Genomic DNA, 15,654 nt, shown 5'->3' with positions numbered 1-15,654 from the left:
TCACAAATGGTGTAGCTCATAATTTATTGTAAAAGCATTAAAAATAAAACAAGCTTATTTATAAATAACATTGAAATCACACTCACTTTCCTAAAATAAAGTATAGTAGGGATAACACTATTAATAATCATTAAGGAGTAAAGAATGGGTAAACTTTCTAAAAGAGAAGCTAGTATTTCAACTATGAAACAACAGCAAAAGCATTTCCAATGTCCTGTTTGTAAAAATGACATGATTATCGATGAAAGTGGTACAATTCGCTGTTCACAAAATCATTCTTTTGATATTGCTAAACAAGGTTATGTAAACTTTCTTACAAAACATATTCAGTCTATGTATAGTAAAGAATTATTTGAATCACGCAGAGAGATTATTCTAAGTGGGTTGTATAATCCTGTACATGAAAAAATAGTGGAGATACTTTCTGCTTCAAATATAATTAATATTTTAGATGCTGGTTGCGGTGAAGGAACTCATTTGGATAAAATCTGTGGAAAACTTGAGTCTGATACAGTATCAGTAGGGATAGACATTTCAAAAGAAGGTATACTTACAGCTGCAAAATATTACGACCAAAACATATGGTGTGTTGGTGACTTGGCAAATAGTCCATTCCAGGAACAAACTTTTGACTGTATCTTAAATTTCCTTTCACCAGCTAATTATGAAGAATTTACGAGACTGTTAACACCAAAAGGAAAGGTAATTAAAGTAGTTCCTCAAGAAGGCTACTTACAGCAGTTGAGAAAAGAAGCGTTTGCTAAAACTGACAAAGAACAATATACAAATGAAAGAACGGTTAGACACTTTAAAGAGCACTTGTCAAAAGTGGAGGTCTTTCGTATAACTTATACTCAACCTCTAGAAGAACATCTTGTACCAAAACTTCTAGAAATGACACCGTTAGGGTGGCATGTAGAAAATATAAATCAAATGCATATTAAAGAGATAACAATTGATTTAGATATTCTAGTTGGAGAAATAGAATAAAACATCGATTGAATCCACAGTAGATTATAGATTACAATAACAATAATAGAAATAGTATAAGGTAGGCGACATTCGTGTTATATAATTTTGGAGCAAGACTTGTAAGAGCTTTTTTAACTGTTAATGGTTCAAAAGCAAAAGTATATGGGAAAGAAAACTTACCAAAAGAAGAAGGGTATATTGTCGCCTGTACTCATAATGGGTATGTCGATATTCTAAATTTAGGAGTTTCTATTTTCCCTCGTCAGATACACTTTATGGCAAAAAAACAACTGTTTGAAGGAAAAGTATTAGGCCCGTTAATAGCAAATTTGAATGCATTTCCTGTTGATCGTGATAACCCTGGTCCAAGTGTAATTAAAATACCAAGACAGCTTATCAAAGAAGGTAAAATCGTTGGTATTTTCCCAAGTGGAACAAGATCCACAGAAAATACAGAGTTAAAGCAAGGTGCTATTACAATTGCGCAACTGTCAAAAGCGAAAATTGTACCAGCAGCTTATATTGGCCCACGTAATGTAAAGGAAGTATTTAAGCGTCAAAAAGGATACTTAATATACGGGGAACCATTTATTGTAGAAAGTGGTAAAGAAGGAAGAGAAGCTGCAACGGAATTTTTAGAGGCGGAACTTAATCGACTCATAAAAGTTTTAGAGGATTTAAAAGAGAAGAAATAGTATATATGCACTCTCCCAAGATGGAGAGTGTTTTCTATAAGGAGAAATCACATGATTAATGTATTGTTTGTTTGCCTTGGCAATATATGTCGCTCTCCGATGGCCGAAGCAGTTATGAGGGACCTCGTTGAAAAAAGAGGGCTTAGCTATAAGATTAAAGTAGACTCAGCGGCGACTAGTAGTTGGCATATTGGAGAAGGCCCACATAAAGGAACTATATCAAAACTAAAAGAATTTAATATATCAACAACAGGCATAAAAGCAAGGCAATTACATAAAGATGATTTTGATAAGTTTGATTATATTATTGGAATGGATTCGAGCAATGTTCGTAATATCCGTGATATGCTTGGCCAACCGAATCATCCGAAAATTGTCCGTTTCTTAGATCTAACAAATCATAATAAAGATGTTCCAGATCCTTATTACACAGGTGATTTTCAAGAGACCTATGAATTGGTATTAGACGGATGTCAGGCACTATTACAAATTATCCTTAAAAACTAGAAGCTTAAATATATTATCATCTTTTAACTTTTTAGTATCTTGGTGTATAATATTACAGTCTCATTTTCTTAATATAGGTGAACATGCCTTGATGTATATCCATAATCAATGAAAGAGAGTGATCCCAATGGGTCGTAAATGGAATAATATTAAAGATAAAAAAGCAGAAAAAGATAAAAATACTAGTCGTATTTATGCGAAGTTTGGTGTTGAAATCTATGTAGCTGCTAAAAAAGGTGAACCAGATCCAGAATCAAATGCAGCATTAAAATTTGTATTAGAACGTGCGAAAACTTACAATGTGCCAAAACACATTATTGATAAAGCAATTGATAAAGCAAAAGGTGCTGGCGGCGAAGACTACGATGAACTACGTTATGAAGGCTTTGGTGTAGGCGGAACAATGGTGGTTGTTGATGCGTTAACAAATAACGTAAATAGAACGGCTTCAGATGTTCGCGCGGCTTTCGGTAAAAACGGTGGGAACATGGGTGTAAGTGGTTCTGTTACTTATATGTTCGACTCTACGGCTGTTTTTGGAATAGAAGGTAAATCTGCTGACGAAGTATTGGAAATATTGCTAGAAGCAGATGTTGATGCTCGTGATGTCTTTGAAGATGAAGATGTAACGATTGTATATGCAGAACCAGATCAATTCCATGTAGCTCAAGAGGCATTTAAAGAAGCAGGGATTACAGAATTTACTGTAGCTGAGCTGACAATGTTACCTCAAACTGAAGTGAAATTATCGGCTGAGGAACAAGAAAAGTTCGAAAAAATGATAGATGCATTAGAAGATTTAGATGATGTTCAACGCGTGTATCATAACGCTGAATTAGAAGATTAAAAATTAGAGTAAAAACCAGTAGCCCTAGCTACTGGTTTTTTTGTGTGTAAAAATATCTTTGAAAACTGGTTTATCCAATAGATAGGGTTCGATTATATATTAAAGCAAAGGAGAAAATATCGAACGCGAAATAGAAAATATGTATTTATTCTACTAAGATAATATTGTAAGAATGGGGAAATGTTGTAATAATATTATTAATTAATAATATAAAGCGTGGTGGAATGATATGAAGTTTTTTCGTTCAATTAAAGGAACTCTATTAATATTTGCAGCAACGTTACTATTAGTTCCAAGTATAATTATCGGTGCTGTAAGCTATTATAAAGCTCAAAGCAGCCTAGATAATCTAGGTGAGACAATTATTAAGAATAGTGTCGAATCCTCCTTACAATTAATTGAAAGAGTAAATCAAGATGTGGAAAACGGTATATTAACACTAGAGGAAGCACAGGAGCAAGTAAAGACAACATTAATTGGGGCAATGAATGCTGAGGGGAAACGTGAAATTTCCTATCCTGGGGATTTGGGTGAGAATGGTTACATATATATTTTAGGTCATGATGGCACACTGCTTGGCCATCCAACACGAGAAGGCGATAATTTATGGAATGACCAAGATAGCACTGGTCAATACTTCATACGAGAAGTTAAAGATCAGGCATTAGCAGGAGGAGGGTTTACATATTATGAATTTGAATTACCAGGGCAAACAACAGTAGCCCCTAAACTTATCTTTTCAAAAGTAGATCCGCATTGGGATTGGATTGTTGCGTCAGGAACGTACAGTCAAGACTTTAATGCTGCTGCAAATGAATTATTGTTTACAATCGTTATTACAATTACTATTGCTTTAATAATCGGATCTGTTTATGCTTTAGGTTTTTCAAAGTATCTTGCACACCCATTAACGAAACTAACCAAAAATGTTCGTGAAGTGGCAAAAGGTAATTTAACAGTTGAACTAGATGAAATGAAGAGACGCGATGAAGTAGGATTTTTAAATAATGGTTTTAACCATATGGTAGGTCAATTGAAAACACTCATATCAGGTGTGGAATCCACTATTGTTGAAATTCAAAGTACCTCTAGTAATTTGACTGCTGTAGCTGAAGAAACAACAGCCTATGGAGAGAATATTGTGAAGGCTGTTACAGAAGTAGCAAAAGGTGCAACACAACAGGCTTCAGACGCTGAGGAAACTAGTAGAACAACGAGAGAATTTGCTGAAGAAATAGAAGTACTCCATGAAAGAAATCTCACAATGTTAGAATCATCAACACTAATGAAGAAATCAAGTGAAAATGGGATGAACAATTTAGTTGAATTAAAAGTGCGCTCTCAAGAGTCACTAGATGTAATTCATAATGTGCAAGTAGTACTAGATAATCTTGTATTAAAAGTAAAAGAAATTGAAGGTATAGTTGGAACAATTAATGAAATATCAGATCAAACAAACTTATTAGCATTAAATGCATCTATTGAAGCAGCTAGAGCCGGTGAACATGGTAAAGGATTTGCAGTTGTTGCAGAAGAAGTCCGGAAGCTAGCGGACCAAACAAGTAAAGCGACGAATTTGGTGGGTAATACACTAAAAGGAATTGCAAGTGAGACTGCAAATGTTACAAAGGAAATGTCAAAGACAAATGTTATTATACTAGGTCAAAATAAATCGGTAAATGAAACTGAAACATCCTTTAGGGAAATTGAAACAGCTGTAGATAATATAATTAGAGCGATTAAACAAGTAACCGACAGTGCTAACCAATTGAATAATTCAAAAAATAGTATTGTGAGAGCAATTGACAGTATCACACAAATTAGCGAAAACAATGCAGCAACAGCAGAAGAAGTAACCGCATCAGTAGAAGAACAACAAAGAGCAATTCAACTGGTTACAGAATCTTCAAATGATTTGACACATGAGCTTCTAAGTTTACAAGAATCAATCAGTCAGTTTGTTGTAAAATAGTTTAACTTTACTCCAATACCTATTCAAAACTGCAAGTTGAACCTACAGTTTTGAATAGGTCAATATGTATTGGTTACTAGTTTGCTAGATGTCCAGATTAGGTATATAATTAAAATTCAAACTATTCCAAAAACAAGAAAAGAGGCTAGATAATGGTTACCTTTAAGGAATATGATTATAAGAGACCCGAATTAGAAACGTTAACAAAGGAAATTCGTTTATTTATTGAGCAATTCAAAAATGCTGCAACTGTTGAAGCACAAATTACTGCTATTGAGCAAATAAACAAAGTACGAAATGAATATGGAACACAATCTTCGTTAGTATATATCCGTGCATCTATTGATACAAATGATGAGTTTTATCAAAACGAGCGTGATTACTTTGACGATATTTCACCACAATTTGAGGAAGTAATTTTCGAATATTATAAAGAGCTTGTCAAATCTCCATTCCGTGCGCAACTAGAGGAAAAATGGGGAACTCAGCTTTTTGCTTTAGCTGAAAACCAAATTAAATCTTTCTCACCAGAAATTATTGAATTACTGCAAAAGGAAAACAAACTTGTATCAGAATATAGTAAGCTTGTTGCCTCTGCACAAATTGAATTTGATGGAAAAACTTTAACACTGGCTCAATTAGCTCCATATGGAGAGTCAACAGATCGAGAAGTACGTAAAAATGCAATGATTGCTAGATTTGACTTCTTTAAAGAGAATGGTGAAAAATTTGATGAAATCTATGATGCTCTTGTTAAACTTAGACATCAAATCGCTACGACTTTAGGGTATAAAAACTATGTTGAACTTGGTTACATTAATATGAACCGAGTGGACTATAATGCTGAAATGGTTAAGAATTTCCGTGACCAAGTAAAAGAGTATATTGTACCAGTAGCTACAAAGCTTTATGAAAGACAAGCTAAACGAATTGGTGTAGATAACTTTAAATATTATGATGAAGGTTTAAACTTCCTTTCAGGAAATGCAAATCCAAAGGGTGACGCTGCATGGATTACTGAAAATGGTAAGAAAATGTATGAAGAACTTTCATCTGAAACTGGTGAATTTATTAACTTCATGATTGAACATGATTTAATGGACTTAGAAGCGAAAAAAGGGAAAGAAAGCGGAGGTTATTGTACATTTATCGAAAATTACAATTCACCATTTATCTTCTCTAACTTTAACGGTACTTCAGGTGATATTGATGTTCTTACACATGAAGCAGGACATGCGTTCCAAGTGTATAGAAGTCGTAATATTGGTATCCCTGAATACTTATGGCCTACTTATGAGTCATGTGAAATTCATTCGATGAGTATGGAGTTCTTCACTTGGCCGTGGATGGAGCTATTCTTTAAAGAAGAAACGGAAAAGTATAAATTTACTCACTTAACTAGTGGATTATTATTCTTACCATACGGAGTTGCGGTTGATGAATTCCAACACGTTGTTTATGAAAATCCAAACATGACACCAGCTGAACGTAAACAAGCGTGGAAAGAAATTGAAGAAAAATATTTACCTCATAGAGATTATGACGGCTACGATTATCTAGAACAAGGCGGCTTCTGGCAACGCCAAGGACATATTTATAACAGTCCTTTCTACTACATTGATTACACACTTGCTCAAGTTTGTGCATATCAGTTCTGGAAACGTTCAAGAGAGAACTTTGATGATGCTTGGAAAGACTATCTTCACCTTTGTGGATTAGGTGGTTCAAAATCCTTTACAAAACTTGTTGAAGAAGCTGGTTTAATATCACCATTTAAAGATGGATGTATTGAGTCAATTATTGAATCTATCGAAGAATATATTAATTCGGTTAATGACGAACAATTGTAAAATAAAAACCTCTCGTTTTTCGAGGGGTTTTTGTTATATATAATGGGTGATTTTGTTAATATATTCGTATATGGTTTTAATTGTTCATTTTTGGTAAAAACTAGTTAAAGGTTTAGGAAGGAAGTGAAAAAAATAATGACAAAAAAAGTATGGTTTCAAGTAGGTGTTGGACTTTTACTATTACTATTTATTATTAAATACACCATTGAAATACACTGGATTTTTAATCCGCTATTTATTATCTTGCAAACAATATTTGTGCCCTTGCTTATTGGGGGAGTGCTTTACTATGTGACGGAACCGATACAAAGACTTTTAGAAAAGCGCGGAATGCCAAGATGGGGAAGTATCATTACGATTGTTCTACTATTATTAGGTGTTTTTACAGGTCTCGCATTGTTAATCGCCAACCCAATTTCAACCCAAATAAGTAACCTGGTAAAAAATGCTCCATTTATCGGTGATAAGATTATGGAAGCAACAGATTTTGTCATAGCTAACAAAGACAGTTTGCCTCTACAGGCCCAGCAAATGATAGATTCTGTAATTGATTCGATTCAAGGTATTGCTGTAGCGGGAAGTCAAATGATTGTATCGTTTATTAGCGGAGCAGTATCTGCCACATTTACTTTAATTTTAATTCCATTCTTCTTTATTTTTATGTTAAAAGATCATGAAAAATTTGCGCCTCAAATTTACAACGTATTCACAGGGGAAAGACGTAGATGGGTAAAAGAGACTCTATCTGATATTGACAATGTTTTGCGTAACTATGTTCAGGGGCAAGTGATGATCAGTGCAATATTAGCTGTTTCTATATATATTGGATATCTTCTAATTAGACTGGACTATTCATTGTTACTAGCAATATTCGCCTTCTTTATGAATATGATTCCTTTTATCGGACCATGGATTTCATTAGCACCTGCTATTGTAATTGCTTTAGTACAATCCCCACAGGACCCATTATTAGTCGTTTGGGTATGTATCATTACTCTTGTTGCACAACAGGTAGAGAGTAACTTAATCACTCCAAATATTATGGGAGAGAAGCTAAATATCCACCCATTAACAGTAATTTCGATTGTACTTGCAGCTGGCAACATTGCTGGATTTATCGCGATTATTATTGCTATTCCAACATATGCAGTAATTAAGGCAGTCGTTATCAATATTTATGAAGAACGTAAAAAGATTAAAGAAGCAGCAACTAAATCAGTTTAAAACATGTTACTAACAGTATGCCAATATGGTATGCTGTTTTTCGCTGTAACAGTAATTATCAATTACATTAATGTATATAAAAAGGAGCTCACCCATGCTATCATTTGAACAGAAACAGAAGATTATCGAGACATTTCCTGAATTAACAAAGAAGGAAATCTCTTTAAACCGATTAAATTATCATTATGATGAAAGCTTATATGAAAAGACCATTGTAGTAGAAAAACTTCATCCAAATGGGAACGGTTTCGTTTATGTTGGAGATTTATTAAAATATGAATCTGAGGTAAATGAAAAAGGTCTTGTTAATATAAGAGATTACAATGAATCGAAATTACGTGAAATTCTAGAAGATGCCATTAATTATTTATCTGTAGATCCTGACCAACCGATTATTGAAAAATGGACTTCAAAGAATGGTGCGGTAATTGAGTTAATTTATGAAAAACGTAGTTGGAATGTTTACTACGAGCAGAATTTAGAAGAAAGCTTTGGTACTCGGGAAGCGGCTGTTTCGTATTTACAAGAAGATGGATTCAAAAGAAAAGATTAGAGAAGAAATTGAGGGAAAACGATGAGTGGAAAAAAGGCAGCGATATCTTTAGTTAGCTTTGTGTTAGTAGCAGTTATATTAATAGTCATCGCGTTTCAAGTATTTTTTGCAACCTATGAGCCGAAAAAAACTATCGATGAACAGTCTTATAAATTTATAGAGGGAAACAATGTGACCGACCTAATTTAGGTCGGTCAATTTCTTTGTTCAGTCATTAAGTTTTCTTTGTGGTTTAGATTTTCTAAATGGTAACCACCAGTTCCAGTCGCCAAATAATTTCATGAGACTAGGTACTAACATTAGACGAATAATTGTTGCATCAATTGCAACAGCAATGGCAATGCCAACGCCTATTTGTTTAACAGGTAATACGTCTGTAAAGGCAAAGGCACCAGTTAATACAATCATAATCAATGCCGCGGAAGTAATAATTTTACTTGTAGACACTAAACCATCGATTGTAGCTTTTGTATTGTCCGACCCTTTCAAGTATTCCTCTTGAATGCGCGAGATTAAAAACACTTCGTAGTCCATACTTAACCCGAACACTAAACAAAAGACTAAGACTGGTATGATTAGGGACAATGTGCTCTGTTCCATTCCTAAATTCCCATATTGAAAGATAAATACAAGTAGTCCAAAAGCTGAACCTAATCCAATTATATTCATTAAAATAGCCTTCAGTGGAATTAACAAAGATTTAAATGCAACCATTAATATAAAGAATGTAGAAACTAATATAATTCCAATCGCAATTAAAATTTTATTTGAAATTTCGTCAAAAATTTCTTGGTTAAACTTTGGTTGCCCACCAAGTGCGAAATTGACTCCTAAGTCCATATCCTTCCATTCACGAACCCAGTCCTGGGCTTCACTTGAAGAACCTTCAGCATCTAAATAAACCATCATATACATTTGATTTTCTTTTATAAAGCTTTCTTGAATTGTTTGTAAGGTAGCAGCATGTTCTGGACTTTGTTTTGTCATATCCCACATTTCTAATGTGTCAATTTTAGCAATAGTAAAGATGGATGTAACATCATTTACTAAAGGGTCTTCTTGTAATTTTTGCTGTATTTCTAATATTTTATTTAGCCCAGCTTCATCATCCCAACCTTCCTCTCGATCAGCCAGTAAATATACAACTGCTTCTTCTCCTACGCCAAAAGTTTCTTGAAGCTGGTCGTAGGTTGCGCGAGATTCGTATTTTGTCGGTAGAGAATCTGCAGATGGTATGTTTAATTCCATATCTTTTAAAGGGATCATGCCAATTAATAAGATTAGTAATGAAATAATAACGATAGAAACTGGAAATTTCATAACGAATCCCGCAAACTTTTGCCACCGAGTAGCTACAGGCTTTACTTTTAAAATTCGTCCTTTATTTAAACGATCACCTATTAATACAAGTAGAGAAGGGAGTAAAGTAACTCCTGCCAAAACAGCTAGTGAGACAGCAATCGTGCCACCAAGAGCGATATTTTGGAAAATCTCAACCTCAATGATCGACATGGCACCTAGACCGATGATAACGCAAAGGGCTGAAAATAGTATAGATCTGCCGGCAGTTTGAATTGTTATTTGGGCAGATTCAATAATTGAAGAATGATGCCGTTCTTCCCTATAACGGTTAATAAACAATAGGGCGAAATCAATACTTAATGCTAAACCGAGCATTGGTGTAATGTTTAATATAAAAATTGATAGATTCAATGAATCGCCAAGTAAGGCAAGAATTCCTAGGGCCCCCACAACTGAAATAACACCAATAATTATAGGTAATAGTGCAGAAACTATGGTACCAAATGCCAGTAATAGTACGATTATTGCAATAGGTAATCCTATCGCTTCTGCACTTGCTAAGTCTTTCTGACTAGCTACGTTGATGTCCTGTGTAATAACAGGAGCACCTGTGATGGAAATTCCCTCTTGGTTATCAATTACAGTTCTAATGTCAGCAACTACCTTTGGATAATCGTCTACTGTATGGTCAAATGCTAATATTGCATATGAATATCCATCTTTATTTAATGAATCAATACCAATTGGAGAGGTAATTTTGCTAATAGTACTTACTTGTTCTTCTAAGGTGTTTAATAAATTGTGAATTTCGTCATTGGTTTTTTGTTCAAAGAGTATGAAAATGGTTTGTTTAGGTAGATCAAAGGTTTCAGATAGTTCTTCTGTTACTTGTGCATGGTCATCCATTACGGAAAAACCATCACCCTCCAACTTTTGTGGTAATTGTATGGCAAAGTAAGTCATTACTAATAACAAAGCAAGCCAGAAAGTTAAAATTGATTTTGGATATTTTGTTACGAATTTTGAGAATAATTTCAACATAATCCACCTTTCAACATTTTCTACATTACTAGTTTAAAGTATCCCAAACAATTTGCCCACAAAAAATACAAGCTAAATGGCATGGGCCATTTAGCTTGTATAAATTGTTTTATGTGATTGCTAATGATGTTAAATGAATAAACTTAATAAGAAATAGATAATAGCTGCCATAACAGCTGAAATAGGCATAGTAATTAGCCAAGTTAATACAATTTTTCGAGCTACTCCCCATTTAACACCTTTTACACGTTGAGCAGATCCTACACCCATAATAGCAGATGAAATTACGTGTGTTGTAGAAACTGGCAGATGTATCAGAGTTGCACCGAAGATAATTGATGCAGAAGTTAAGTCTGCAGCAGCACCATTTACTGGGCGTATCTTCATAATTTTACCGCCAACTGTTTTAATAATTTTATACCCACCAATGGAAGTTCCTAGCCCCATTGCGATGGCACAGGCAATTCGTACCCAATCTTGTACAGAATCGTCTGTTTGTATACCAGCTGCGATTAATGCCATTGTAATAATCCCCATTGCTTTTTGAGCATCGTTTGTACCATGTGTAAATGCTTGTAAAGAAGCTGTGAAAATTTGAAATATACGAAAACCTTGGTTTGTTTTATATAAATTCAAATTTTTAAAGATTACTTTAAAGAGAGACATCATGATAAATCCAACTGCCAGTGCTAAAAATGGCGATAGGATTAAGGCAATTAGAATGTTTTTAAATCCGCTATAATTTAAAATGCCAAATCCAGCTGCTGCAATAGCTGCCCCAGCAATAGACCCAATCAATGTATGGGAAGAACTTGATGGAATCCCAAAGTACCAAGTTAATAAATTCCATGTTATAGCTGATAATAGTGCAGCTAATATAACAATTGTCCCTGTAGTATCATCGGCGCTTGTATTCAATGCAAATGGATCGACGATATCTTTAGCAATCGCCTTTGCTACACCTACAAACGTAATGGCCCCAAGGAAATTCATTACAGCTGCTAACAAAACAGCTACACGTGGAGGTAGTGCACGTGTTGATACAGAAGTAGCAATTGCATTTGCTGTATCATGAAACCCATTAATAAAGTCAAAAGCAAGTGCGAATATAACAACTAATATAGTGATGATTAATATTGTATCCATAAAAGTTCACCCTACGCGTTACGCATGATTATTGTTTCAAGAGTATTCGCAACGTCTTGGCAGTAATCTGCAATATCTTCTAGTTGGTTGTAAATATCTCGGAACTTAATTAAGCGTATAGGATCCTTTTCTTTTAGGAATAATTGTTTGATGGAAGAACGAGATACTTCGTCACATTCACGTTCGTAATCTTTTATTAGAATGATATGTTTTCGCATTTCTAATAAGTTCTTTCTATTTAATAACTCAATCGCTGAAACAATTTCATCGGCACTTTTAGTAATGAACTCTAAAAATTTTCTCATGGATTCATCAATTTCAGTGAATGAAAACATTTCAAAATGAGCTATACAATGTTCCATTCCATCCAATACATCATCCAAGCAGTTAGCTAAAGCTAAAATGTCTTCACGTTCGATTGGTGTCATGAATGATTTGTTTAACATTACAATCAGTTCATGTATAAGATTGTCTCCATAAGTTTCGTATTGCTTTATTTTAATCGATACATCTTTTAATTCTGCAACAGTTCCATATTTCGCATTATTTGCATAATGGATTGCTTCTCTCATATTTTCAGCAATTTTATGTAATGAAATGAAAAAAGGATCTGGTTTTCTAGAGTTAAACATGTAATGCCTCCTGATTTACGTGAGATTTTTTTCAAAAACCTTAACCATAATACCAAAATTTTTACTAAATCTATATAAAAATAATGTTGATTTATACAAAATTTACACTGCTGTAATATTTCTGATTTGTATGTCTTCAATAATAAAGACAAGTACAGTTCTTCGGTTTCCCAAAGACTGACTTGCCTTATTAGTATATGTTCTTTAGCTCTAACTATTTAAGTAATCTTGCAATTCATTCTGAAGAAAGGGTTTTGCAGATAAAAAATGAACAAACTCATCATAACGGTTTCTTTGCTCTAAAGTAGGTTTTTTACCAGAATAATATGCGCGTAATAATATATTCTTTGGAGTATGTTCGATGTCGATAAATTCTAATACTTGAGTTTCATATCCCACTAAAGTTAGTAACTCTGCTCTAATAGAATCCGTGGCAAGTGCAGCAAATCGTTCACGTATTAAACCATGCTGAGTCATTATACTTAACGCAGGTGAATTTAACTGTCGATTTAACTCATGTTGACAACAAGGAACACTCAGAATCACTTTAGCCCCCCATTTAACTGCTCGTGCTAATGCCATATCGGTAGCTACATCACATGCATGCAATGTTACAACCATATCAACAGAGTTTTCTTCATTGTAATCATTGATGTCCCCAACTAGAAATTCAAGATCCGTATAATTTAGATCCGATGCTATTCTAGCACATTCTTCAATTACTTCTTTCTTTAAATCGAGTCCAGTTACCTTAATATCCAAACCTTTTTCAATCTTTAAATAATGGTACAAAGCAAAGGTTAGATAGGATTTGCCAGAACCGAAATCTAGAATACGAATTTGCTTATCTTTTGGTAAGTAATCTAAGGAATCATCTATAAATTCTATAAAACGATTAATTTGTTTAAACTTATCGTACTTTTGTTTTTTGACCTTGCCTTCTTCAGTTTGCACACCTAATCGGATAAGGAAAGGATAAGGTGTTGCATCATCAAGTAAATACTGCTTTTTACGATTGTGTGATAAATTAACTGTTTTTTCTTTAGTTCGATCACTTTTCCATAAAACTTTGTTTTTCTTTGATAATTGTACTTGGATACTTTCGTTTGTAAATTGTGCGTGTACTTGACGGAATTGGTCAAAAGTTTTATCCAGAGATTGACCAATATCTTCTAATAAAACATTTTCATGCTTTAATACCCGTTCATATTGATATTCAAATTGAATATGATAAGTGCCCTTTAGTTCAATAGGCTTTATTTTAATTCTTTTTATTTCGTTTGATTTCTGGCGAGGTTGACTTATTGTAGCGCTAACTAGCTGTTTACTAATCATTCGTTGTAGTAATTCTTCTTTCATTTCCTCAAAGTTCATATATATTAACCTCCGTTTGCTATCTGAAAAATAGTGTAGCACAAAGATGTGATGCAGTCTTAATCGTAAGTCTATAAGTAGATATTGAAGAATAATTAGATGAACTATTAACACTTCTATTTAAGAATCGATTATTATGAACTGTAACAAGTTAGCAATTAGGGTCTTTATTTCTATTTTAAAGGATATAATAATATACGAACTTTAAAAATTTCTACTGATTATGGAGGAAAGTCTGTGAGTGAAATGAAAGAAGTTGAAGTTTTAGTAGAACGTGGAATTCTTGTTGGAGTTAATATTCAAAGTAATCAAAATTTCGAATATTCAATGGTAGAACTTAGGGAGTTAGCAAGAGCATTAAATGTTGAGATTGTTGGGACAATTACTCAAAACTTAGATCGTGTTACGCCATCTCATTATGTGGGGACAGGTAAAATAGAAGAAATAAAACGATACTATGAAGAGTCAGGTGCTAACCTTGTAATTTTTAATGATGAGCTTTCACCATCTCAAATTCGGAATTTAGAGCATGAGTTAGATAGTAAAGTAATTGATCGTACGATGTTAATATTAGATATATTTGAAAGACGTGCAAAAACACGTGAAGCAAAGATGCAAGTCGAATTAGCTCAATTACAATATATGCTTCCAAGACTTGTTGGACTTCATGCTTCTCTTTCAAGACAAGGTGGAGGTACTGGTGGTGGTTTTAGAAACCGTGGTGCTGGAGAAACAAAACTAGAACTTGATCGTCGGAAAATTGAAGATCAAATTTCAAAATTAAGAAAAGAATTAGAGGTTGTGAAAGATCAACGTGAAACACAAAGAAAGCAACGTAAGAAAAATGAAATTCCTGTAGTATCATTAGTTGGTTATACAAATGCTGGAAAATCAACAATTATGAATCAGTTATTAAAGAAATTTGGCCAACTCGAAAATAAACAAGTTTTTGAGAAAGATATGTTATTTGCTACGTTGGAAACGTCTGTAAGAAGTATCGAATTAGAGGATAACAAATCATTTTTACTAACCGATACCGTTGGGTTTGTGAGTAAATTACCGCACCATTTAGTGAAAGCTTTCCGATCTACTTTAGAAGAAGCGAAGAATTCTGATTTACTTCTACACGTGGTGGACGTATCAAACGAGGAATACGAATTTATGATGGATGTAACTACAAATACTTTAAAGGAAATTGAAGTAGTAGATGTTCCTACTATATATGTATATAACAAATCAGATCTAGCGAATCTTACTTATCCTCTAGTTAGTGGGGATAATATATGGTTATCGGCAAAAGAAGATAAAGGGCTAGATGAATTGGTAGAAATAATTAGACAAAGAATATTTGCGAATTATACTAAATGCCAAATGCTTATTCCCTTTGACCGCGGAGATATCGTATCCTATTTGAATACAAATGCATCAATTCTCTCAACTGATTATGAAGAACTAGGGACACTTCTCACATTAGAATTGAAACATTCTGATTATCAAAAATATGAAGAGTTTGTAATAAAGATGTAGAAACATATATAC

General features: G+C 33.7%; 14 protein-coding genes. 10 read left to right on the top strand and 4 right to left on the bottom strand.

Features of this window, described 5'->3' with window-relative positions:
• The first annotated feature begins 144 nt into the window (after positions 1-144).
• The 9 genes from CD29_RS12735 (at position 145) to CD29_RS20290 (ending at position 8,809) form a co-directional block, all read left to right on the top strand.
• Complete coding sequence (locus tag CD29_RS12735; protein ID WP_036187437.1) at positions 145-990, top strand: putative RNA methyltransferase; 846 nt, start codon at positions 145-147, stop codon at positions 988-990.
• Between the two features lie 74 nt (positions 991-1,064).
• Positions 1,065-1,667 (top strand): lysophospholipid acyltransferase family protein, encoded by a 603-nt coding sequence (locus tag CD29_RS12730; RefSeq protein WP_036187434.1) that lies wholly within the window; start codon positions 1,065-1,067, stop codon positions 1,665-1,667.
• Positions 1,668-1,718: 51 nt separating this feature from the next.
• A complete protein-coding gene (locus CD29_RS12725; protein ID WP_036187432.1) occupies positions 1,719-2,174 on the top strand; it encodes a low molecular weight protein-tyrosine-phosphatase in 456 nt (151 codons plus the stop codon).
• A gap of 127 nt (positions 2,175-2,301) precedes the next feature.
• Positions 2,302-3,021 carry a YebC/PmpR family DNA-binding transcriptional regulator gene (locus CD29_RS12720; protein WP_036187430.1) on the top strand — a complete coding sequence of 240 codons (720 nt, stop codon included), beginning with the start codon at positions 2,302-2,304 and terminating at the stop codon, positions 3,019-3,021.
• Positions 3,022-3,250: 229 nt separating this feature from the next.
• Positions 3,251-4,993 carry a methyl-accepting chemotaxis protein gene (locus CD29_RS12715; RefSeq protein ID WP_036187429.1) on the top strand — a complete coding sequence of 581 codons (1,743 nt, stop codon included), beginning with the start codon at positions 3,251-3,253 and terminating at the stop codon, positions 4,991-4,993.
• A 152-nt stretch (positions 4,994-5,145) separates the two neighbouring features.
• Positions 5,146-6,843: a M3 family oligoendopeptidase gene (locus CD29_RS12710; RefSeq protein WP_036187427.1), complete on the top strand. Its 1,698-nt coding sequence runs from the start codon at positions 5,146-5,148 to the stop codon at positions 6,841-6,843.
• A 135-nt stretch (positions 6,844-6,978) separates the two neighbouring features.
• Positions 6,979-8,067: an AI-2E family transporter gene (locus tag CD29_RS12705; protein ID WP_036187424.1), complete on the top strand. Its 1,089-nt coding sequence runs from the start codon at positions 6,979-6,981 to the stop codon at positions 8,065-8,067.
• Positions 8,068-8,161: 94 nt separating this feature from the next.
• A complete protein-coding gene (locus CD29_RS12700) occupies positions 8,162-8,620 on the top strand; it encodes a hypothetical protein (protein WP_036187421.1) in 459 nt (152 codons plus the stop codon).
• A gap of 21 nt (positions 8,621-8,641) precedes the next feature.
• Complete coding sequence (locus CD29_RS20290; RefSeq protein WP_156111893.1) at positions 8,642-8,809, top strand: hypothetical protein; 168 nt, start codon at positions 8,642-8,644, stop codon at positions 8,807-8,809.
• Between the two features lie 18 nt (positions 8,810-8,827).
• On the opposite strand, the gene CD29_RS12695 is transcribed toward CD29_RS20290, so the two are convergent.
• The 4 genes from CD29_RS12695 to CD29_RS12680 form a co-directional block, all read right to left on the bottom strand.
• Positions 8,828-10,960 (bottom strand): MMPL family transporter, encoded by a 2,133-nt coding sequence (locus CD29_RS12695; RefSeq protein WP_036187418.1) that lies wholly within the window; start codon positions 10,958-10,960, stop codon positions 8,828-8,830.
• A 132-nt stretch (positions 10,961-11,092) separates the two neighbouring features.
• Positions 11,093-12,109, bottom strand: a complete 1,017-nt coding sequence (locus CD29_RS12690; protein ID WP_036187415.1) for an inorganic phosphate transporter — start codon at positions 12,107-12,109, stop codon at positions 11,093-11,095.
• 11 nt (positions 12,110-12,120) lie between these two features.
• The gene (locus CD29_RS12685) at positions 12,121-12,741 is read right to left on the bottom strand and encodes a DUF47 domain-containing protein (RefSeq protein ID WP_036187413.1); all 621 of its coding nucleotides are present in this window, start codon (positions 12,739-12,741) and stop codon (positions 12,121-12,123) included.
• 210 nt (positions 12,742-12,951) lie between these two features.
• On the bottom strand, positions 12,952-14,115 hold the full coding sequence (locus CD29_RS12680; RefSeq protein WP_036187411.1) for a class I SAM-dependent methyltransferase: 1,164 nt from the start codon (positions 14,113-14,115) through the stop codon (positions 12,952-12,954).
• 246 nt (positions 14,116-14,361) lie between these two features.
• Here CD29_RS12680 and hflX point away from each other — a divergent pair, with 246 nt between their 5' ends.
• Positions 14,362-15,642 carry a GTPase HflX gene (hflX, locus tag CD29_RS12675; protein WP_036187619.1) on the top strand — a complete coding sequence of 427 codons (1,281 nt, stop codon included), beginning with the start codon at positions 14,362-14,364 and terminating at the stop codon, positions 15,640-15,642.
• Positions 15,643-15,654: the final 12 nt, after the last annotated feature.

This window comes from Ureibacillus manganicus DSM 26584 (assembly GCF_000772945.1).
In the GTDB taxonomy this organism is placed as follows: Bacteria; Bacillota; Bacilli; order Bacillales_A; family Planococcaceae; genus Ureibacillus; species Ureibacillus manganicus.
The sequence above is the reverse complement of the archived record's forward strand: the minus strand, read 5'-3'. Positions and strand labels throughout refer to the sequence as shown.